This is a genomic window from Chitinophaga arvensicola (genome assembly GCF_900110835.1).
Taxonomy (GTDB): Bacteria; Bacteroidota; Bacteroidia; order Chitinophagales; family Chitinophagaceae; genus Chitinophaga; species Chitinophaga arvensicola.
In genome coordinates this window covers 3,717,605-3,738,933 of sequence record NZ_FOJG01000002.1, presented here as the reverse complement: position 1 = coordinate 3,738,933, position 21,329 = coordinate 3,717,605, and the positions used below count along the sequence as shown (strand labels likewise).

19 protein-coding genes are annotated in these 21,329 nt (G+C 44.7%); 16 read left to right on the top strand and 3 right to left on the bottom strand.

What is annotated here, in order from left to right; translation table 11 throughout:
- Window positions 1–66: 66 nt before the first annotated feature.
- From BMW79_RS32190 to BMW79_RS32180, 3 genes are read left to right on the top strand one after another with little or no spacing between them, the layout of a single operon-like run.
- Window positions 67–942, top strand: coding sequence for a TraB/GumN family protein (locus BMW79_RS32190; protein WP_089903380.1), 876 nt, complete (start codon window positions 67–69; stop codon window positions 940–942).
- 13 nt (window positions 943–955) lie between these two features.
- Window positions 956–1,459, top strand: coding sequence for an RNA polymerase sigma factor (locus tag BMW79_RS32185; protein ID WP_089903377.1), 504 nt, complete (start codon window positions 956–958; stop codon window positions 1,457–1,459).
- On the top strand, window positions 1,449–2,075 hold the full coding sequence (locus BMW79_RS32180) for a hypothetical protein (RefSeq protein WP_089903373.1): 627 nt from the start codon (window positions 1,449–1,451) through the stop codon (window positions 2,073–2,075). The genes BMW79_RS32185 and BMW79_RS32180 overlap by 11 nt, the downstream gene beginning before the upstream one ends.
- A gap of 65 nt (window positions 2,076–2,140) precedes the next feature.
- On the opposite strand, the gene BMW79_RS32175 is transcribed toward BMW79_RS32180, so the two are convergent.
- Window positions 2,141–4,096: a glycoside hydrolase family 97 protein gene (locus BMW79_RS32175; protein ID WP_089903369.1), complete on the bottom strand. Its 1,956-nt coding sequence runs from the start codon at window positions 4,094–4,096 to the stop codon at window positions 2,141–2,143.
- A gap of 76 nt (window positions 4,097–4,172) precedes the next feature.
- Complete coding sequence (locus BMW79_RS32170) at window positions 4,173–5,444, bottom strand: erythromycin esterase family protein (protein WP_177192423.1); 1,272 nt, start codon at window positions 5,442–5,444, stop codon at window positions 4,173–4,175.
- Window positions 5,445–5,759: 315 nt separating this feature from the next.
- On the opposite strand from BMW79_RS32170, the gene BMW79_RS32165 reads away from it, so the two are divergent.
- From BMW79_RS32165 to BMW79_RS33785, 10 genes are all read left to right on the top strand, one after another.
- Window positions 5,760–7,538, top strand: a complete 1,779-nt coding sequence (locus BMW79_RS32165; RefSeq protein WP_089903365.1) for a type VI secretion system Vgr family protein — start codon at window positions 5,760–5,762, stop codon at window positions 7,536–7,538.
- Between the two features lie 20 nt (window positions 7,539–7,558).
- Window positions 7,559–9,058 (top strand): zinc metalloprotease, encoded by a 1,500-nt coding sequence (locus BMW79_RS32160; RefSeq protein ID WP_089903362.1) that lies wholly within the window; start codon window positions 7,559–7,561, stop codon window positions 9,056–9,058.
- A gap of 1 nt (window position 9,059) precedes the next feature.
- Entirely contained in the window at window positions 9,060–9,536 is a 477-nt protein-coding gene (locus BMW79_RS32155; protein WP_089903359.1) for a hypothetical protein, read from the top strand.
- Between the two features lie 9 nt (window positions 9,537–9,545).
- The gene (locus tag BMW79_RS32150) at window positions 9,546–10,484 is read left to right on the top strand and encodes a hypothetical protein (protein WP_089903356.1); all 939 of its coding nucleotides are present in this window, start codon (window positions 9,546–9,548) and stop codon (window positions 10,482–10,484) included.
- Window positions 10,485–10,501: 17 nt separating this feature from the next.
- A complete protein-coding gene (locus tag BMW79_RS32145) occupies window positions 10,502–10,984 on the top strand; it encodes a DUF4280 domain-containing protein (RefSeq protein WP_089903353.1) in 483 nt (160 codons plus the stop codon).
- 11 nt (window positions 10,985–10,995) lie between these two features.
- Window positions 10,996–13,971, top strand: coding sequence for a hypothetical protein (locus tag BMW79_RS32140; protein WP_089903351.1), 2,976 nt, complete (start codon window positions 10,996–10,998; stop codon window positions 13,969–13,971).
- Window positions 13,968–14,921 carry a hypothetical protein gene (locus tag BMW79_RS32135; protein WP_089903348.1) on the top strand — a complete coding sequence of 318 codons (954 nt, stop codon included), beginning with the start codon at window positions 13,968–13,970 and terminating at the stop codon, window positions 14,919–14,921. The genes BMW79_RS32140 and BMW79_RS32135 overlap by 4 nt, the downstream gene beginning before the upstream one ends.
- Window positions 14,922–15,100: 179 nt before the next feature.
- Window positions 15,101–15,568, top strand: coding sequence for a hypothetical protein (locus tag BMW79_RS32130; protein WP_089903344.1), 468 nt, complete (start codon window positions 15,101–15,103; stop codon window positions 15,566–15,568).
- A 456-nt stretch (window positions 15,569–16,024) separates the two neighbouring features.
- On the top strand, window positions 16,025–16,585 hold the full coding sequence (locus BMW79_RS32125; RefSeq protein WP_177192422.1) for an RNA polymerase sigma factor: 561 nt from the start codon (window positions 16,025–16,027) through the stop codon (window positions 16,583–16,585).
- Between the two features lie 546 nt (window positions 16,586–17,131).
- Window positions 17,132–17,488, top strand: a complete 357-nt coding sequence (locus BMW79_RS33785) for a hypothetical protein (protein ID WP_143059316.1) — start codon at window positions 17,132–17,134, stop codon at window positions 17,486–17,488.
- A gap of 5 nt (window positions 17,489–17,493) precedes the next feature.
- Here the strand turns inward: BMW79_RS33785 and BMW79_RS32115 are convergent, their stop codons facing one another.
- Window positions 17,494–18,015: a GNAT family N-acetyltransferase gene (locus BMW79_RS32115; protein ID WP_089903335.1), complete on the bottom strand. Its 522-nt coding sequence runs from the start codon at window positions 18,013–18,015 to the stop codon at window positions 17,494–17,496.
- 268 nt (window positions 18,016–18,283) lie between these two features.
- Here BMW79_RS32115 and BMW79_RS34040 point away from each other — a divergent pair, with 268 nt between their 5' ends.
- The 3 genes from BMW79_RS34040 (at window position 18,284) to BMW79_RS32105 (ending at window position 21,254) form a co-directional block, all read left to right on the top strand.
- Window positions 18,284–18,439 carry a chryseobasin-related MNIO class RiPP peptide gene (locus BMW79_RS34040; protein ID WP_177192421.1) on the top strand — a complete coding sequence of 52 codons (156 nt, stop codon included), beginning with the start codon at window positions 18,284–18,286 and terminating at the stop codon, window positions 18,437–18,439.
- 30 nt (window positions 18,440–18,469) lie between these two features.
- Window positions 18,470–19,594, top strand: a complete 1,125-nt coding sequence (locus BMW79_RS32110; protein WP_245752765.1) for a multinuclear nonheme iron-dependent oxidase — start codon at window positions 18,470–18,472, stop codon at window positions 19,592–19,594.
- A gap of 97 nt (window positions 19,595–19,691) precedes the next feature.
- The gene (locus BMW79_RS32105; RefSeq protein WP_089903330.1) at window positions 19,692–21,254 is read left to right on the top strand and encodes a UvrD-helicase domain-containing protein; all 1,563 of its coding nucleotides are present in this window, start codon (window positions 19,692–19,694) and stop codon (window positions 21,252–21,254) included.
- Window positions 21,255–21,329 lie beyond the last annotated feature (75 nt).

Genomic DNA, 21,329 nt, shown 5'->3' with positions numbered 1-21,329 from the left:
AGTGTCGAATAGCTGTAACGAAATGATATAGTCGCCTACTAATCTGAAAAAGAAATTCAAAAGCATATGAAAAATATCTTCAGAAATATCGCAGCAGCTTCGTTGGTAATAACTGGTTTATTTGCAGGCAGGGCATCTGCACAGGCTCCCGCAGCAAAAGACAAATCCTTATTATGGGAAATCACCGGCAATGGCCTCGCAAAGCCCTCTTACCTGTATGGTACCATCCATATGATATGTGAAAAAGATTTTAAAGTAGCAGATAAAACAGAAAAAGCCCTGCACGCGGCTGGTCGGCTGGTGATTGAAGCCAACGTGTTTGATCCGGAAATAAATACCATTTTAGCGAAAGAAATGGCAGCAGAAGTGCCTTTGAGTAAAAAACTATCGCCCGCTGATTATCACGATATAGATTCTATCCTTAAAAAAACATGTGGCATTCCATTGGCGCCGTTTGAAAACTACCGTCTCGCTGTTCTTGTGTCATTGATGGCCCAGAAATCATTTCCCTGCAAGGAATTGAAATCCTATGAAGATACTTTTGTGAAAATGGCAAAGACAGATAAAAAAGAAATTGGCTATTTTGAAGGACTGGCCGAGCAAACCAGGTATATGCTGAAATCGATGAACGACCAGCAGATCATTGACCAGATAAAAGCATTCGACAGTACAAAAATGAATAATGATAAGATGGTGGAAGCCTATAAGGCGGAGGACCTGAATACCCTGTACAGCGCCGTCACTACTCCGGAACTGATGGATGAAAACGGTATTCACTGGTTACTGGAAGTAAGAAACAAAAACTGGGTAGCTAAAATGCCGGAGATGATGAAGCAGGAAAGTACTTTTTTCACAGTGGGAAGTGCACACCTGGCAGGCCCCATAGGAGTGATCAAATTATTAAGAGAGAAAGGATATACCGTTAAACCTATTTTGAACTAAAGCCAGCACCAATTTGAAAACCAAGGAAAAGGAATTTCTTGAACAAGTGGAGGCACATAAAGGAATCATTCACAAGATCTCCAGGATGTACATGGATACGGATGATGATCAACAGGATCTGACGCAGGAAATCATCTATCAGTTATGGAAATCCTATGACTCCTTTCAACAGCAAAGCCAGTTTTCTACCTGGATGTACAGGGTGGCACTGAACACCGCGCTGGTATTCTTCAAAAAAGAAAAAAAGAAAATGCCGGTGACCGATTCCATGCCAGAACACTTAGCTATGGAGGAAAATGCAACCGCTACCAAAGAACTGCAACTGACCCACTTTTACAGGGCGGTGCAAAAACTGGAAAGATTAGAAAAAGCGTTGGTTTTTCTTCATCTCGAAAATTATTCCCACAAAGAAATCGGCGAAAACCTGGGTATTTCGGAAGGCAATGCCAGAACGAAGCTCAGCAGGGCGAAAGACAAATTAAAAGAACTGATTAAAAAACAAGGTTATGAATTTTGATGATATACAATCCGCCTGGAATAACGATAATGATAACAGTAAAGTAGTGATTCCTTCCAGTGTTGATCAATTAAAATCGTTACAGATGCCAGTAGAGAAACTGCGAAAGAACATGCAACTCGAATTTTATGTACAGTTTGGCAGCCTGCTATTGTGTGCGTTTTTACCGAAAATGTTTTACCTGAGCCCAGTAATGATCGCACCTTTTTATGCCATGTACCTGGTGGTAATAGCTATTTCTGTACACTATTTTTATAAATTCTATCTCTTCTATAATAGCCTGCGCACCAATACACTCAGCTCAAAAGATAATCTGTATTCACTTTATTATGAAGCAAAGCTGAATATCGAGATGTATAAAGCTTACACCTATACGCTGTTTCCTTTCGCATTAATTATAGCCGTGATGTTTATGGCCAGCGATAAGGCAAATAAGGCGGCCATAGTTCTGGAACAGGCCCTGGTGCATAAAGGCATGGCTATTGGTATCGCTGTTACTTTTGTAATATTAATACTCATGATCATGATGATCACAGAATCCTGGATCAAAAAGTATTATGGAAAATACCTGACACAGATAGGGCAGGTGCTGGATCAGTTTAAGGAGAATGCGTAGCAGGTAATAAAATAAAAGCGGGCAGATAACCAGTTATCTGCCCCGCTTTTATTTTATATAGATAATCAGTTTTTCCGGACGATTCTCGCAGCCCAGCCACCACCAATGCTCATCACAACGGGTACCTTGGAGTTTTTTGTAACCGTGATCTGTTCCATTTTGTAGTCCTGTGCATTTCTGTCGGCATTAATACCATCTTTCCATACCTGCATGCTATAGGTGCCTTCCGGCAGGAAAGAGCAATCCAGTGTTAAGGTGCGGGCAGTGTAGTTCGTCATACCACCTACGTACCAGTCACCGTTTCCAGCTTTGCGTGCGGTCAGGATATACTGGCCCACGCTGGCCTGAAGAGGAATAGTGGTATCCCATACACTCGGTACTGCCTGGAGAAACTGCATGCACTCCGGCTCTTTGTAGTAATGGGTAGGATTATCTGCCAGCATCTGGAGCGGACTTTCATATACTACGTACATCGCCAGCTGATGACAGCGGGTGCCGATACTCATCGGATTGCTCCAGTGAGGCGCCCAGTCGTTTTTCTGAGCATTCAGCATGGCGCCGGGTGTGTAGTCGGCCGGTCCTGCTGCCATGCGGATAAATGGGAAAGTTACGTTGTGATCCGGCCCGATAGATTTGCTCTGATCTCCTTTACTTTGTTCCAGGCCATATACCCCTTCAAATGAAATGACGTTGGGATAGGTGCGTTGCAGTCCTGCCGGTTTGTAGGCGCCGTGGAAATCTACCAGCATTTTATGTGCTGCTGCAGATTTCGCTACTCTTTCATAGTAGTTGACCATCTGTTGATCATCGCGCTGCATGAAATCCACTTTGATCCCTTTGATATTCCATCTGGAGAATTGGTCCATAGCAGCGTCCAGCTGCTGATCCAATGCCAGCCAGGTGGTCCACAGGATGATACCCACATTTTTGGAAGCAGCGTATTGCGACAATGCTTCCATGTCTATGTCCGGTGAGGTTTTCAGCAGGTTGCGGGTGTCGCTCCAGCCTTCATCCAGCACCACGTATTCCAATCCGTATTTCGCAGCAAAGTCGATATAATATTTATAAGTGGCCGTATTGATGCCTGCGCGGAAATCTACCTGATAGATGTTGTTGTCGTTCCACCAGTCCCAGATGGCTTTACCTGGTTTTACCCAGCTGTAATCGCCGCTAGATGGCTCTGCCAGCTGATAAGGCAGCTCATTTACCAGCAGGTCTTTATCTTCCGGGGCAATCATGATAATGCGCCAGGGTAATTGCGCGGCGCCTTCTTTTTTTGCGATGAAAGGCTCCCGGCTGCTCACTTCTTCATCCCGGTCGGAAGTAATTTTTTTCTGGATCGGATAATGGGGGAATACTCCCTGTAGCGTATTGCTGCCATTGCCTTGCAGCCACATACCTGCGTAGTTCAGCAACGCCGTTTCTGTAATCAGGATTTTTGTGCCATCTACGCTGAACAGTGCAGGCAAGCTGGCGAGACTTTTATTATCACGTATATTATTTACCGTTAGTTGCTGGTAGCGCCGTTCATTGTGGGAGAAAAAACCGTCTTCCACCGGGTACCAGGCACTGTCTTTTGTTTGAAGGGCAAATCCGGCCTGCTCGCTGATTACTTCGTATGCGCCTTTATTGCTGATAAGCCAGCGCCAGGCAATGCCATTGTTATAAGCACGCCATTGCAGGGAGCTGCGGTTTTTGAAGTTGAGCTGCAACTGATCGTAATGATCTTCAATGACAGCGCTTTTCTGTTTCACTACCGGGCGCAACTGTTGCGTTACTGACGATGTTCTGGTGCTGTTTACTTTCCAGGGACCATTGGCCGCCACAGAAGTAGCAAGCCCGATGGTGGTGGGTTGAAGCAACACTTTACCATTGTACGATAACGAATACCGTATACTATCCCTGACGGATACACGTATTTCAGTTTTCCCATCCGGTGAGCGTAGCGTATATTCCTGCGCTGTAGCAGCTATACTGCCGGTGGCGGCCAACCATGACAGCATCCATCCTTTAAGATTCATTCTTCCGGTTTTAAAGTTGTATAATGGCTGAAATTACTCGTTATTTTATAAAGATTAACCGGAAAATGCGGAGGGCCTATCTATCTACCGGGGTTGGGTTTTTTATGAAGAAAACGCCATCCATTATTTCAGGCCAGTTTGCTTTACCGGGGATATAGTCCATCAGCATGCCGTTTTGTGTTTGGCGCAACCAGCCCTTTGCTTTCCGGTAATTGATAAATGCGTAGTTGTAGGTGGTTTGTGCCAGTTGTCCTTCTATGCTTTCCGCAGCAGCAGGGGCCAGTGGCAACAGTTTACCATCGTTGAAATCAATAAAGCTACCGCTATAGCCTGTAAAGCCAATGTTATATACTGCTTGCCCGAAATGCTGGTAAACAGTGGCGCCCATTGGTGTATAGCTGGAAAAGAAGTCGTTGATACCGGCGATATCCGTTTTGAGTTCGTGGGTAGTTTTTGCGTTATGCACATTATGCGCCCATACAATGATCTTTTTCCCGGGATAAGCCTTTTCTGCCAGCCATATCAGGTTTTCTGCCATCTGGAGATCCCGCACACTCATTTCATTCCCGGGAATCATTTCCCAGTAACGGATTGCCTGCGATTCCAGGCTGCATACCACGCGGTACCAGAAACCCGCCGAGGCAATGAAATGATTGGCCGGACTGCCTTCCCCGGAAGGCAACACTTTTTTCAGTTCTGTGAGCTTATCCAGGAAGATCTTTTTCTCTGTTGCGGAGGGCCGGTAAGGACGGGAAGACATCGTTGCGACTGCCACTTTTTTAAACACTTCCCAATCTGCATCTACCAGGTCAGGATTCCTGCTTTTCAGAAATTTTTCAAAGTCGGGCAGCATTTGTGTTTTGGATTTTTCACCGGAATGCTGGCTCTCGAATCCCGTTACCACCAATGAATCGGGCTGTTGTACTTTCGACTGGATATAGTCGAAAAGTGGAATCATCTGCTTGCTGCCTGCGTACATATAAAACAGGCTTCCAGGTATTTCTTGCCGGAAAGGACTGCCCTGGCGCGTGTTTTCCCAGATACGGGCCATATCATAAAAGCCACTTTCAAAGGCCAGTACTTCGAATCCGAGTTGCTCATGGAGATATTTGATCAGTCTTGTTTTTGCTAGATAAGTTGATCCTTCGCCATGCGTTTGTTCTCCGAGCATTACGATACGGGCATTGCCTATAGCGACTTTTAAACCTTTCAGGTCAGAAAAATCCGTATCTGCGGGATCAATACTTTTGATAGCAGTAATACTTTTAAGTGGTATCTGCTGACTGAGGCAGGGCAGGGAAAGGCACAACAACAGGGCTAGCAGCCGGGTAACGGGGACAGGGTTCATGTGGCATACATTTGAGTATGTAAACATAAGGGATCGCTGGCATATTGCAACAATGGCTGAGCTCTTTTTACATAAGCGGTCGACCCGTATTATTTTTGTACTTCCGTGTTTGTATTTCTGCCACTTGTTGTATATTAGTTCCTGATTATTGAAAACAGAAAGGACCATATCTATCTACTGTTGCGTGCTTAACCCGTTTATAGCAACAGCAGATATGTAACCAGTATTAATTCCAAATTTTTGAAGTAGTTGCCCGGTATCATTCCTGTGATGGTAATGGCATTTAACCATATTTAAAACAGAAAAAGCTGCGACATGTCATTGTATACGCACACCTCATTCACTATCGGTGATCATCAGTTTACGTCTTTTCATTCCCTGGTCCTGCATCAGACTATTCACGGACATCACGACTTTGAAATTAAGATCGGCTATGACTGGCTGAGTAAGTTGGGAAAAGGATTATTCAATGCCGGCAAAGAGTTCCTGGGAAAAGAGATTACTATCTCCATAAAACCTGTAGAGACAAATGCGGTGTACAAGCCTTTAAATTTTAATGGTATTGTAAATGGTATCAGTATGGGAAAGGGCAGTGATGGTACCCATGGTTTTTGTGTGATTAAAGGACACAGTACCACCATCCTGCTGGAAGATGATGAACATATGGCCTGCTTTGAACAGAAAACATTAGCTGCTATTGTCAATGAATCACTCAAAGGATGTGGGCCTTATGGTAAATCACCCGCTGTGGATCCCGCTTTGACCGAATCCCTGAAATATATAGTACAGTATAAGGAAACGACTTACCAGTTTATAGAAAGATTGGCGGCCCGTTTCGGAGAATGGTTTTTTTATGACGGCGAGAAGGTGGTATTTGGCAACTACCGTCCGCAGAAAACAACCCTTACCCACCAGGTAGACCTGATTGATTTTAACCTGGATCTGACTGTGAAATCCAATAATAGCCGGCTGTATGGCTATGACTACAGGCAAAATCAAGCCGTTAGCAACGATACGCAGGCCATCCCCGCAGGTAACACTGATGTATATACGAGCCACCTGAAAGAAGTGAGCGAACGGCTCTATAAAAAAACATCACAATATAAGCTGAACCAGTCGTTCGGTAGCAGCGCCAAATCCCAGCTGGATAAATATACACAGGTACAGAAAAAAGGCCGCTTGTCACAGATGGCGGTGCTGAAAGGCAGCAGCCAGCAGAGCGCACTAAAGATCGGAGATATTGTTACGGTCAACGAGTCGGTTCTTTCAAGCGAGCATCATGGAGAATTTGTGGTCACCCGTTTGTCGCATTACTGCACAGAGAATGGCCTGTATAAAAATGATTTTGAAGCCATTCCCGCCGCTGCGGCCATGCCGGTGGTTGATCTGCAGCGCTCACCGGTTTGTGAGGCGCAAAGCGCTGTTGTGACGGATAATAATGACCCCAAAGGACTGGGCCGTATCCGGGTGAAATTTCAATGGCAGCAATCGGGATCTACTCCGTGGCTGCGACTTGTTTCTCCCCACGGAGGCACCGAAAAAGGCTTCTATTTTATACCCGAAGCAGGAGAAGAGGTATGGGTAGATTTTGAAGGCGGTAACCCCGAAGTACCGGTGGTACTGGGCGCCGTGTATAACGGTAACGCCAAAACGGGATTCGGTGACAGCCAGAATAACCTGAAAGTTATCAAAACGCGTAGCGGGCATCTTATCCGCCTGGATGATACCGATGGAGCGGAAAGTATCACTATCACCGACAAATCCGGCAATATTGTTACCATGGATACCAGCGCCCAAAGCATCAACATTGCTGCTATGGAGAATATTACCATCAACGCAAAAAATATCAGCTTTACGGCAAAAGAAAATATACAGGTGAGCGCAGGTAAAAACCTTTCCCAGACAGCGGTGAAAGACTTTAGTCTCATGGCCGCCAATATCAAAGAGGTGGCAGATGATACCCTGCAACGCACTGCTAAAAGCATCGAGAAAACGGCCGAAAAGGTGAGCCTTAGCAGTACCAAAGAGAATATCGAAATGCATAGCGCCAAACAGATTGTGAACAAAAGCGGCGACAAAGCAAAAATGTTTTAACCCGGGATAATATATCACAGATGGGAAATATGATTTCAATAGCGAAGAATATTGTGGAAAATTCTGAGACATCTACCACTTACGCTACCAATGGGGATATCAGTCTGCAGGCTGCCAGCCAGGTGAAGCTCCGCAGCACAGACAAAATTATTTACGACAAGTACCAGGCGCCAGAGAAAAAGGAAAAGGAGCTAAAACAATTTCTCGTACACTTCAGACGCCCCGCAGGCTATAAAGGCGAATATGGTTTCGACTGGCTCCGGGATGATTATATCTACGCTATTAATTATGTGGAGCTGGATAATAATGGCGCTCCCTGTCAAAGTGTAGTGCCTCTGGCCAACGATGTGGCGGCCGTAAAAAACGAGTACACCAAAGAGGTGAAAAGCCCCATAAAGCCCTATGGTAAGGATTATTATCCTGCCTGGTTATCGCTATTCCCACACACCACTGCCCAGCAGTTTAAGCACGGTTCCTCTATGAATAAGAACGGCGCGCAGCTGGACCTGGAACTGGAGGAAATAGAAGACGTGATCAGTGATGGTACGGAAATCATTTTTGAATCAAAGAATCCTAACCTGAAAGTGACGCCACAGAAAATAAATATTGCCGCGCTGATGGGCAGTGGCAAACAAACCCGTTACCGTCCGGGCGGACAGCCGGTAAAGTTTTATCTGCTGAAAGGCGGCATCAATGTAGTGAATACCGACGCTCCGTTACAACAACACGAAGAAATAAAAGTCTATGCAAAGCTGGGAGACAAGAAAGAAGAAGTTGGAAAACTGATGGTATACAACAACCACATTATTCCCAAAATGGAACTGGTGCTGGTGAAAGTTGGAACACAGGCTAATAGTGTGTCTACTATTGACCAGCAGCTGATAAAAGACCTGGAATACCAGTTTAAAAGATCTTCCTTTAACCAGGCGCTCATCCGTGCGGAGATAAAAGCGGATACCACTTTTGAAACCGGTGTACTGCCACTTACAGATACAGGAGTCACTAATTTCTGGAATAATGTGTTGGGTGGTTCCGGTCGTTTTAATACCGATCAATTCCTGAAAGATGTAATCGCATTGTATGAAAAGTACGGCCAGCATAAGCCCGCAGGTGGCCGCATCAATGCAGACGCCAATAAACGGACCTACATTTTTCTGACAGATCTGCCTGCCAGTTATCTTCAGGGACTCGCAGCAGGAGAAGGAGATATCATGAAGGAGTTTGTATGGGGAAATGCTTACGTGGTATTTCTTTCCGGGTTAAAGAACCGGCGAACCCTGCTGCACGAGGCCGGACACTCGCTTGGTCTGCAACACACCTTCAGCGCCGGTGAACCACTAGTGGGGTTAAAGCCGCCACCATATACGCTTTATCAGGGCTATACTGATAACATCATGGATTACACCTGGCAGCTGAATCGCAACCCTAATCCATATGATTCCAATGACAGTATGCGGTCTTTTTTCAAATTTCAGTGGGATATTATGAGACAGGACAGAAGCTTAATTTTAAATTATTAGTATGCGCAGTTGTTTGCTTACCCTTATATGCACGATCACGTTAACGGCTACACTGTTTGCGCAGTCTTCCCCTGATGTAGCCGGGGTGAAATTCGGTGTTTTGTCTGAAGGTATCCGTGTAACCTATCGCGTTACCCCGGATGCACTGGAGCGGAATTGGCTGGATACCGGCAACCGGAAAATTGATTCTTCCGTAGTGAAATTATCTGCCGCCCAATGGCAGCGCAGCCGCTTCGTGATAGATTCCATTCCCTCCCTGTTGTTAACAGCCGGTGCTACCACCCATAGCTGGGGCTGCCTGAGCTGCCGCGATCAACCGGTGATATTGGTAGAAGTGGCGTTTACAGATAAAAGACGGGTGATGTCTTATCGTATCGACTCCGATACCAGCCGGATCCCGGAAGTTATCCGGAGATATGTAAGCAATGTGGAAAATGCAGTCACGCAATTAATCAACGACAGCAATAAAAAAAAGTAGTCATCACGTATGAACCAGCCTTCTTTCCGGTTTAACCCGGTACATCTTCACAGAACTTATGGGGTGACCTATATCGTGGAATCATTGGGTGCTGAGCAAACCATCAGTTATGAAATTACACTGAAGGGCGTGAAGAAAATACCAGGTACCGGTTTTTTGTTTGATATCGATAAGGCGCCTGTATATATTAATCAACAGTTACCAGAGAAAATGATCGACAAGCTGGTAGCGCGTTGTGGAAAAGTATTGTATCCCTTGCAGGTAACGGTAAATGACAACGGGCAGTTTATTGGTGTTGCTAACGCGGCGCAGATAGCCGCTGCCTGGGAAGCAGAGAAACCTGCGCTACTGGAGTATTTTACAGGGAGTGTAACGGAGGAAATAGTGGCGTATATGGACCTAGCGGTGAGCAGCCCCCGGCATATTTATCAATCCCTTTGCCGCGACTGGTTTATGGCACTCTATTTTGCTGATCTGTACCAGCCTGGCAGCGATATCATGGAACGGCAGCTTACCACTGCTTTGCCCGTGATGCCTTATACCGCGCCCGTTTTGTTTAATATTATCCAGCAACCGGTGCAACATCAGACCGATAGCGGTTGCCTGGTGTTGCAACAAAAAGGAACCTGCAGTGATCCGCGCAGTGTGGAAGACCTTTCTGATGAAAAGGAAATTCCGCTTTCACAACAGCTTTATGGTATTCATACACCCTTGAAAGGCCAGGTAGATATTACTTATAAACTGTATCATAAAGATTATTCCATCAATTCCGTTACTGGCAGATGTAGTTTGCCGGGCAAAGACGGAGCAGAGAAAAATGTAACGTTCAGCATCTACCATTTACGGGAAAAAGACAAGGCGCCGGCGCCGGTAATGTCGATACTATTGCCGGAAGAAACAGACCCCGGGAAAAAGAAAAGCATCTTTTCCTTCTTTTTCAAACGTTGAAAAAAATATAAAAGGACATGAGTGAGAAACACCTGGTATGTCAGGGAGCGGTTTGCAAATGCCAGTTTGGTACAACTCCCGATAAGCTGAAAGTGAAAAGTCAGCAGGTACATTATATCAATGATAAAGATGGCGCGGAAAAGCCGCTGGCTAATACTAAAGACATCGGCCAGCCTTTTGAAGCCAATACATTTGGTAGCTGCAAACAGAAAAATAATAACCCCTGTACCCCTGCTGTAACTGCATGGAGCGGTTTCTATGATAAAGTGGAGCTTCCCGGAGGGGCACATATTTTACTGGAAGATAGTAAGGGCACCTGTGCAACCGGTGGAAAAGACTGTATCTCCATCACCTTTCATGGCCAGACAGCCGATATGACAAAGAAGGATGCCGAGAAAGCAGACAAGGAAGTACAAACGCACCTGAATCCCCTCATGGATGTACAAAAAGTAGAAGAAGATTTATTTCTGATCCGGTTTCCGCAAGGGCAACCGTTTTAAAAACAGGAACCATGTCTGATAATAAAAAACTGGTGGTAACGATACCAGCGGCAAAAGGAACGGTAGATGTAAAAAGCGCCACCGCCGTGTTGAAAGAAGCAGGCACCGTGCGGGCGGAAATGAAGCATATACATACCATGGTGGAAAAAGCACCTGCGCCCGCCAAGCTGACCATCCCCATGAAACTTCCGCAGGGCGATCAAACGCCTTATCGCTGGATCTGGTCGATGCTGCGCACCCTTACGTTTAAAAAAACGGATGTCAATGATGCCTTGAAAGGTCCGCTGGTGTTCCCCAACTTTCCCAAAATAGTGGAAGGCGGCGGATTGGGCTGGCTGGAGCCATTAGTGGAAGGAGCGGAGCCTACTAACTCGGCTGCACATGGTTATTTTGTTGCTGCCCGTGGAAAACCAGCCGTACTATCAGCCGAATGGAGAGAGTTTGCGCCCAATAACGATGGTAAAATTATCACTAAGGGAGAAAAGAAATTCCGGGAAAGTGTACAACTGCATATTTATACCCGTGCGATGTATGGCCAGGAAATAAAGATTTTTCTCATGGGCCATAACATGATTATGTCGGACGACAACCTGCCGCCATGGGAGCGCACAGCAGGGAAAGCCGAGATTGAAAAGGGAAAAACCAAGCCCGATGATGCGATAAAGCATTTTACCCGGCAGGTGAAGATAACCGCTATCCTGAAAGATGAAACGACCCGGGGCGATGCTTTACAGGTAACCGATTTCGTGGTGAAAGATAAAGATACCAAGGCGAAGGACATGAAGGTGGCCGCAGGCACCATCACGTATCAGAATTTTGTGCAGAAGGTAATTGTGGATGTATTTCTCGATGACCTCTGGAAGTCGGATAGCGACTCGAAACTGGAAATATATCCCGTGGTAAAAACCAGGGATGGTAAAATCAGTAAGGAGTTTGATAAATCATTTCTGAAAATAAAAGAAGATCCTCAGGTAAAGGAATCTCCGTTGATGTATGGAGGGAATAAACCAGTGCTGGCAGGTGATATTCCTACGAATACCCAACGGTTTCAACCCTGTAAATACGGGATGATCACGGTAGAAGACAAAGATGGCACCCAGACTATTTTCGATGAAAATGTACTGGACAACCGGTCTGATGGCAACCGGACCTTTAATATTGTGGCCGGTAGTGAAACCGCGAAGAAGACAATTAAACTCAGTGTACTCAGCCTTGTTAGCCATGACGATGAATGCACCGCTACACCAAAGCACAAGGGGCATGTGATTGATATCAGCAGCTTCGGTGCGAAAGATTATCAAACCGAAAACCCAAAAGCCGGCATCAAACGGGAGGCGGAAAAAGAAAGCGCCGCCAAAGGGAAGTTTGAAATAAAAGCCAATAACTACAAGTTTAAAAGAGATACCAACGCCGCTTTTTCAGGGGTGATAAAAGTATCTGATGAAGAGCTGGAGTTTGATGCGCAATACAAGTACAATTTCTTTGATGAAAACAACCATCCGCTGTTCAAAAGGATTCTGGGCTATCTCTGGATTCCCGAAGCGCAGGCAGATCATTTTCCCGTAACCATACAAAGTTGCCGCTGGAAACACGTGATTGATTTTGCCGTGTATCCTGATATTAAATGGACGGCGGCCCTGGCCTTCAATATGGAGAAAGCCGACTTTGATGCCTTAAAAACGAAGTTCGCGGAAGCGAATAACGGTAAGGGGATTAAAAATGCGCTGCAACGGTTTACCATGAACCGGCTGGAAGGAGTGGAGAAAGTGGGAAAGGCCGCAGAAGGACGTTTTAGCAAGCCTACGCCGGTACTGGATCATCATAATGAACAACTTGGAATGGAGCTGGGGGAGATGTTTGCGCTGCCAAAAGATAAAGATGCTCCTGCCGCTCCGGTAAAAACAAAAGGTAAGTTCGCAGAATTGCTGGAACTACTGAAAGAGTTCGACTTTTCCATCAAGGTAGAATGGAACAATGATACGGAAAGCGTGGATCCCATCGAGGATATGATCGCGAAGTATTATCACCTGATAAAAGGCGCCTGGCACCTGGTACAGGAGTTCCGTAAAATCATCCACGGCGATCATACTACCAAAGCCGATACAGGCGGCGACGATGGCAAAGACCCGGATGAATTTATAAAGAAGAACGCCGATAGCTCCGACAAAAATATCCAGGGTCTCATTCAACGCATGCAGCGTAAGCCATTTGAATACGAACTGCAATTCCCCAAATTAGGCCTGGCAGCATCGTGGTATTATGAAACCATGCCACCAGCAGAAGGCGACAGCCGTTTATGGGGCGCCGGCAGAACTGTGCTGGTAAAGCTGAACGCAAAGCCACTGGTGGGGATCGACCTGAAATGGGATTTCCTGGAATTGCTTTGTCGCCGGCACCCGATCGCCTATGCTATTTTAAAGGCCGTAGATGCGCTTTTGTATATCTGTGCAGATGACGACAGTAAAGTAGATGTAAGTGTGACGATATCCGGTAAAATAGACCTGGAAGCCACCTTTAAGCACAATACCGTAGGCGGCAATGTGTTTACCAGAACGGCCGGTTCTTCTGCGAAGAAAGAAGAGCTGATCAAGGGGGGCGCCGTGGTATCAGTGAAGCTGGAGTGCAAGTTATATCTGAGTAAAACAGCCACTGCGTTTAAAGTAAAAGTGGTAGTGGCGCTGGGAATAGGACTGGAAGGTAGCTCAGGGCTGGGATTGCAGGCTACTATTGGCTCTGATAATAACGGGCTGTATGTAGGACTCGATCTGATTTTTGAAGGCATAAAAATTGAAGGGTATGTTGAAGCAAAGGTGAATGTAGGGGAGAAGACCAAAGAAGTGAAAAAGAAGGAAGGCGAGCCGGCAAAGCCCGCAGAATACAATAAGATGGTGGACGTCAATCCAAAAGCATCCTTTGAAATCGGGATCGATGAAAAAAAGATCTCATTAGCAAAAATGTACCTCACCAAAAAAGAAGCAGACGGATGAGTAAATCAGCAGTCATCATCACATTCATTTTAATGATCAGCCTGCACAGTTGCGGGCAGGGAACAAATGCAAAAAAAGAAAGCATGAATCAGGGTATCAGGGAAAAATATCTTAACAGTTATAAACTGGTAAAGAAGTATGATTATAATCCAAGGTTTTATTTGGATTTCAATAGCTACAACTGCACTTACGAAATACTCATCAATGATATGCCTGCGTATACGGACTATGGTAGTGGGAATCAGGGCGGCGCCATATGGCCGGTATCCCCCAATATCCTCAAAAGTGGGCTACAGCATATCACGATCCGCGTATTCCCAAAAGTAGATGACGATGATAAAATGGAAGCATTTCTGAAACCACAGCATTGTGGCCTGGAAGTGAAGGTGGTGAGCGGTGATGAAGAAAAGGAAACCCCGAAGCAGTATAAGCCTCTGTTCCGCTATAAAATGCCGGAGATAACAACGGATAACGTACCATACCTGGAGTTTAAAGGCACCTTTGAGGCAGTTGTGCCCTATGAATTGAAAGGCTGGAGCCAGAGCCAGGATCTGCGGAAAGAGGACAAGGCGCAACTGACAAAAGAGGTACTGGCTTTTTATCGCCAGTATCGTCAGCAGATGGCAGATGGCAACATGAGTGCCATTGCGGAGCAGATTTATAACCGGGAACTGGAAACAGAACAGGCCTATTTTCAGAATAAACCCCAGGATGCACAGGATACCTGGAACCGGTTTGACCAGATCAAAGCATATCACCTGGAGATGCTGCCCCTTGAACATTATGAGCTGCGCTTTTTTGGTGATGGCCGCGTGGTGGGGCTGATCCGTACAGACGATGCACTCAGGGGAGAATCGGCGATTACCGGGATTACGGACAATAAATACAAGATGTATAACCTGTTGTTACACAAGCCAGCAGGCAGCCAGCAACTGCAGGTAATAAGATAACATCCTTTTGCAGGGGAAGGAAAGGGGAACCACATCTTCAGAGATGGTTCCCCTTTATTTTGCCGGATATTTTAATATCAGCGTCTTTTTTTTAATCTTGTGTTCCCGGCCTGATGGAATGGTGTTATCCCGAACGTGCCCTTATCCATAAAAATATTCACTCAAAATACATACATATTATGAACCTACGATTGCGCTTTGCCATTGGTATTACTGTACTCGGACTTGCTGCCTGCGGGGAAAAGAAAACTACGGAAGCTGTTGCAGAAGCTCCGCTCAACGGCACCTGGAAACTGGCTTACAGTAAATTGATTAAAAACGGAGATACTACAGAAACCTACCCGGTAAAAGGCCAGGAGATGATCAAGATATTTAACGGCAGCCATTTTGCTTTTTTTAAGCATGATCTGTCAAAGGGGGCAGACAGTGCCACCGCTACCTACGGCTCCGGCGCGGGTACCTATGTGTTAACGGGGGATAAGTATGAAGAGCATCTGCAGTACTGCACCTATCGTGGCTGGGAAGACAAGCACTTTACCTTTACGCTGACACAGCAGGGAGATACACTTATTCAACGTGGCATCGAAAAAATTGACAGCCTCAATGTCAATCACGAAATTGTTGAAGCGTATACGCGTGTACGCTAAATCCACTAAGAAACCGTGTGTATATTGAACGAGCGATCCATATGGATCGCTCGTTCAATATACACACGGTACTGACTTTCAGACAACCATCTTTTCCTCTCTTATCTCTTCTTTTTTATAGGGTTTTATTCTTTAATATGAGGCCCGTTCCCGGCCTTTTATAATCCTCCTGAAGCTTCTTTTAAGTGTAACCGATTGGTTTCGTATTGGTGGATTTGTTAATCCTCTTAATCGGCCATGGCATTGAATCTTACCAATGTTTAAATAGTCGTGCTTAACAACGTATTAACCACTTGCAATGTTTTATAGCGTTACTTTTAAGTTAAGAATTTAAGGGGATGCAAAATAAAAACCACTTTCAGCCAAAGTGTTAAACCACCGGGGAATCTGATTTCCTAAACACCATACAACTAAAAAGAATATTTCCTAAACCAGTCTCTCAAAAAAGGAATGAGAATGCAACATAACAACCAAGATGCCGTCCTGCTGGACATGCTCAAAGATGGTAGTGCCCAGGCATTTACAGAAGTGTACAATAAATATAACCGTTTCCTGATGCTCCTGGCAGTTGATATGCTAAAGGATGAAGATAAAGCACAGGATCTGATGCAGGAATTTTTCCTGGATTTCTGGCAAAAGAAACTGTTTCTGAAAATTGATCTCAATTATCAAAACAGGGAAAGCTCCTCGGTAATGAAAGGCTATCTCTACGCCAGTATCCGCAATCGTTGTCTCAATAAAATTACCCGCGAAAGAAAGTTCTCCTGCGTAATCCCCGATGAATCTTTTGAACCGGCGGACCCCATGGAAAGCAAAGAAATTTATACATTGGTGAGTAAGGCACTAAAAAAGAAAGTACCACCAAAATCTTCTACCGCCTTCCGGTTAAGACATTATGAGCAAAAAAGCCATAAAGAAATAGCGGAAGAAATGAATACCAGTATCCAGACAGTGAAGAACCAGATTGGTACTGCTGTGAAAATTTTACGTGGTTATTTTACACCTGCCCACCTGTAATCCAGGTAACCCCTCATAACAAACTTATCATCTGGCTCCTTATTACCCATCGCCTCCAAAAAGGTAATGGACAAACTATGTCCTTCCGTTTGATGCAGTTGTACAATAGTCGTGGCTGAAACGGAAGGCCTGTAGAGGATTGCCGGGAAATACCCCTGAGCCGGACTCCTTCGTTAGGTTTGCGGAAAATTAAATGTATTTTCGGAATGCAATCCCTGACCTATGTATGTAGTGAAATATTTCATCTTGCCTTTGATATTCAGCATATCACTCCCGCTGTATGCGCAAACCGTAAATGATACCACCGCTGAAACCCAATGGTATTATCCTCCTCGTCCCCTCAGCGATTCCGCGTATAACGCATTTACATGTCAACAAAAATTTGTTTATAACATCAACCATCCTGAAAGCTATAATCAGATTTGTACCCTGATAAGACAACCAGGGTATGAGAGGACGATAAACCGGTATTTACCACCATTTGCAAAGGATTTTAAATGGAGTGGACGTCAGCTCCGTTTCTTCCGCGATGAAAAGATAATGGTAATGACTTTCATAAAAGCTGCCATAGAAGAGGAGATCGCCTTGCAAAAAGTAACCAGAGAGAGTAAGAAGAAGGTAGCTATGAGTTATAAACATGCCATACTGGCCATGAATGGGGTAGAAATGATTCCTTTTCTGCTTAAAACGTATGATCCCGGCACCGATATGGACATGCTTACCTTATTCATGTTGTTAATGATAGACAATGAATATATTCCTTTTATTACTTCGCCGTTTTACTGCGGTTTTTATGAGAATGGGTACTCTAAAAAAAGAGAAGGTAAGTATGCCACCGCTATTGAAGACGAAATCCTGCGCCAGGTGACTGCCTTTTCGAACGAAAAAAAATACCGGAAATAGTACGCTCAGTCACCAATCAGTTTCCAGTAAAGAATTGTGCCGCTCAATCCCCCATGCGGTTTAAACGCATAATAGGGAATTTCTCCGGCCCGTTGATACCCGGATTTTTCATACAGCCCTGAGGCACCTTCTTCAGAAGCCGTATCCAATGTCAGTAAGGTTTTACCCTTTTCTTTCGCCATTCCCTCCGCCCTTTCCAGTAATGATCTCGCTATCCCCTGACCACGATAATTCACATGTGTCATCATCTTGGCAACCTCCGCGCGGTGTGGCTGATTCGGCGGACAGTTCAGCAACAACGTAACCGTTCCAATCAGTTGCGCGTCATCAAAAGCTCCTAATACCACACGTTCCCCACGATCTGCAGCAGCCAGTGATGTTGCCCAGAAGGCTGCCGCCTCCTCCGGCGCCAACGGATGCATAAAACTAACGGAGCCGCCATGTGCCACGGTACTTACCAGTAATTCGGCCAGAGCCGCCACTACAGCAGGACCATTCGTTAATGTTGTAATAGTATATGCCGGCATCGGAATAAAATTTTAGTAAAAATAAATCATCAGTATTTTTTACCCGAAAAAAGGAATGAATATTACCTGACAAGATAATTATGCGCATTGCTTATCTGCCTATTTGTTGCTGACCTGCCTCAAGCAGTCCGCATAAAAGCAGATAGCCGCTACCAGCCATCCAGGTTAACAATATTTTCGCTGTAACTTTTGTCTCTTCCCTACGTTTAACAAGTAACCTGATTTGAAAGCGTGCTGTAGAATTTTTATTCCCTAAAACATTATCAATATGAAATTGCCAAAATCATTACTCGGCGCCATCCTGATCGGTATCACCGTTCAAACCACCACTTCCTGTAACAAGGATAAATCAGTAAAGCCCAAAGAGAAAAAGGAAGTGAAGAAGCCAGGTGAAGATGGCTGTCCCGCTTGCGGAATGGGTTGAGTATCATGACTAACATTTAATTCCAAAGAGGTGCCGGAAATTTTATCAGCAGCCGCCTGTAACCTGGATTCAAATATACTGGCAGCATGTCTTCCCTTAATGGAAGAATCAAGACTGGAAGCCATCGAATGGTCTTTTGACGCCTTGTTTAATGTGAAGGACATCCCATCCTGGTTCCTGGAATTATTGACTGCTTACAGCCATGAAAAAAGATTGACAGGACATGGTGTATTCTTCTCCCTTTTTTCCGGAAAATGGCGGCAGGAGCAGGCCGACTGGCTCAAACGACTCAAGAAGATCAATAGTACGTTCAGGTTCGATCATGTGACCGAACATTTTGGTTTCATGACCGGAAAGGATTTCCATCATGGAGCCCCGCTGAATATTCCCTATACACCGACTACCCTGCGTATAGGACAAGACAGGCTGAAACGGATCTTTGAAGCCTGTGAATGCCCGGTAGGACTGGAGAACCTCGCATTTTCCTATTCCCTGGAAGAAGTGAAAAAACACGGCGCCTTTCTGGAGCAATTGCTGGAACCTGTCAATGGTTTCATCATCCTGGATCTGCATAATCTTTATTGCCAGATCCATAATTTCAATATCCCTTTTGAAGAAATCCTGGCACTGTATCCGTTGCATAAGGTCCGCGAAATACATATCTCCGGTGGTAGCTGGCAACCAGCTCCCGATAACCCGGTGAAAAAAATAAGAAGAGATACCCACGACGATGCTGTTCCTGAAGAAGTATTCGCACTCCTGGAGCATACCATAGCGCGCTGTCCGCATCTGAAATACGTAGTGCTGGAACAACTTGGTAACGCCCTGTACACTGCCAACAGCAAGCATTTGTTTTATACCGATTTCGGAAGAATGGAGAAGATTGTACAAGCTAATAATAAAATCCATAAAGCCGTTTCCCTTCAAACCTTTTTACCGTTATCTCCCATCATCAACGGCGCTGTTATAGAAGATGAGACCTTAAACGCACAACAGCTCGAACTTTCCCGGATACTGGAATCCGCTCATTCTCATCACGAAGCCATTTATCGGCTAAGTCAGTCATCTCTGGCACATTCTGCCTGGCAGGTGGAGGAATGGGAGCCTGATATGATTGCTACCGCCGTCAGTATTGCACAGAAATGGAAGAAGTAAACCACCCTGTTTGTATAATTCCTGTGAAATGATTAATTTATAGGATCATACAGATAGGATGCTGTGTGAGGTTTAACCCTCAAAATTCTCGCCTGTCATGGAACTAACTCAGGAGCAACTTAACATTATAACATCTTCCGGAGATATAAAAATCAATGCTGTAGCAGGTTCCGGGAAAACAACCACCATCATAGAATACGCGAAAACACGTCCCGCTCATAGCAGGATACTTTACCTGGCATTTAATAAATCCGTTAAACTGGATGCTGCCAGGAAATTTAAAGCTTGCGGTTTGTCGAATGTAAAGGTAGAAACTGCTCATTCCCTGGCCTACAAGAAAATTATATTCAGAGATGGATACACGGTAAATCCTCATGGATACAAAACACATGAAATCGCCGATTTACTTGAAATTGCGGGACGAGGGGAAAAACATGGAAAGTATATTATTGCCAATCATATCAATAAATTTATTTCCTATTTCTGTAACAGCAATGAACCAAATATCTACTCCCTGGATTACCTGGACGTGGTGACAGATTCCAAGGCAAGGGCTTTTGTTAAAACCTGTTATGAATATATTCAAAACCAGGCGGCAGATTTTATACAAAAAATGGAGGACGGTGTAATTCCAGTTACGCACGATTTCTATCTGAAGAAATTTCAGTTGGAACATCCCCGTTTGCCCTACGATTATATTCTGTTTGATGAAGGACAGGATGCTTCTGCGGCTATGCTGGATGTTTTTCTCCGGCAGCGAGCCACCAAAGTAATTGTAGGAGATACCCATCAGCAGATTTATGGATGGCGCTATGCCGTCAATTCTTTAGAGAAAACAGACTTCCGGCAATTTCATCTTTCTACCAGCTTCCGTTTCGGACAGGATATTGCTGCATTGGCAGAAGAAGTACTGAAATATAAAACACATTTTACTGCCTATGAACCCATTGCTATTACAGGAAAGGGGAAGGAAGAAAAAGTAAAAACCATCGCAGTGATTGCCAGAACGAATCTGGGACTGCTGTTACGTGCCATAGAATATATTATAGATAGGGACGATATCAAGCATGTTTATTTTGAAGGAAATCTTAATTCATATGCTTATGCAGACGACGGCACTTCTTTATATGATGTATTAAATCTCTTCAATAAAAAACATCATCTGATCAGAGATAGCCTGGTGAAACAAATGACAGATATAGCAGATCTGGAAGAGTATATTGAACATACAGAAGACATTCAGTTAGCCACCATGCTGGAAATTGTAAAGGAACACGGAAATGATATACCAGGTATTATCCGTAAGATAAAAAGCAAACATGTTGCGAACGAAGAGAAAGACAAAGCCCAGGTTATTTTTTCTACCGTTCACCGCTGCAAGGGAATGGAATACGATCATATCATACTGGTAGATGATTTTATAACAGAAGAACGGTTGAAGAAAAACATTAAGGAGCACGGTGAAAAAGTAAATACGCAGAAACTGAATGAAGAAGTAAACCTGCTTTATGTGGCGGTTACCCGCACCCGAAATATTATCCAGATCCCGGATCTTATGATCCCCGCTACCTGTAAGACCTCGCCAAATATTACCATTGTTGCAACAGATGATGAAGAACTGAAGGAAAAAAGCCCGCTGCAACTGGGTATAAAGAAATAATTTCCCTCGTTCGCATCTGGACAGGAATTGTACTGAAAGCGAACAAAACGTTTATTTTTATTTATATAGCTTATT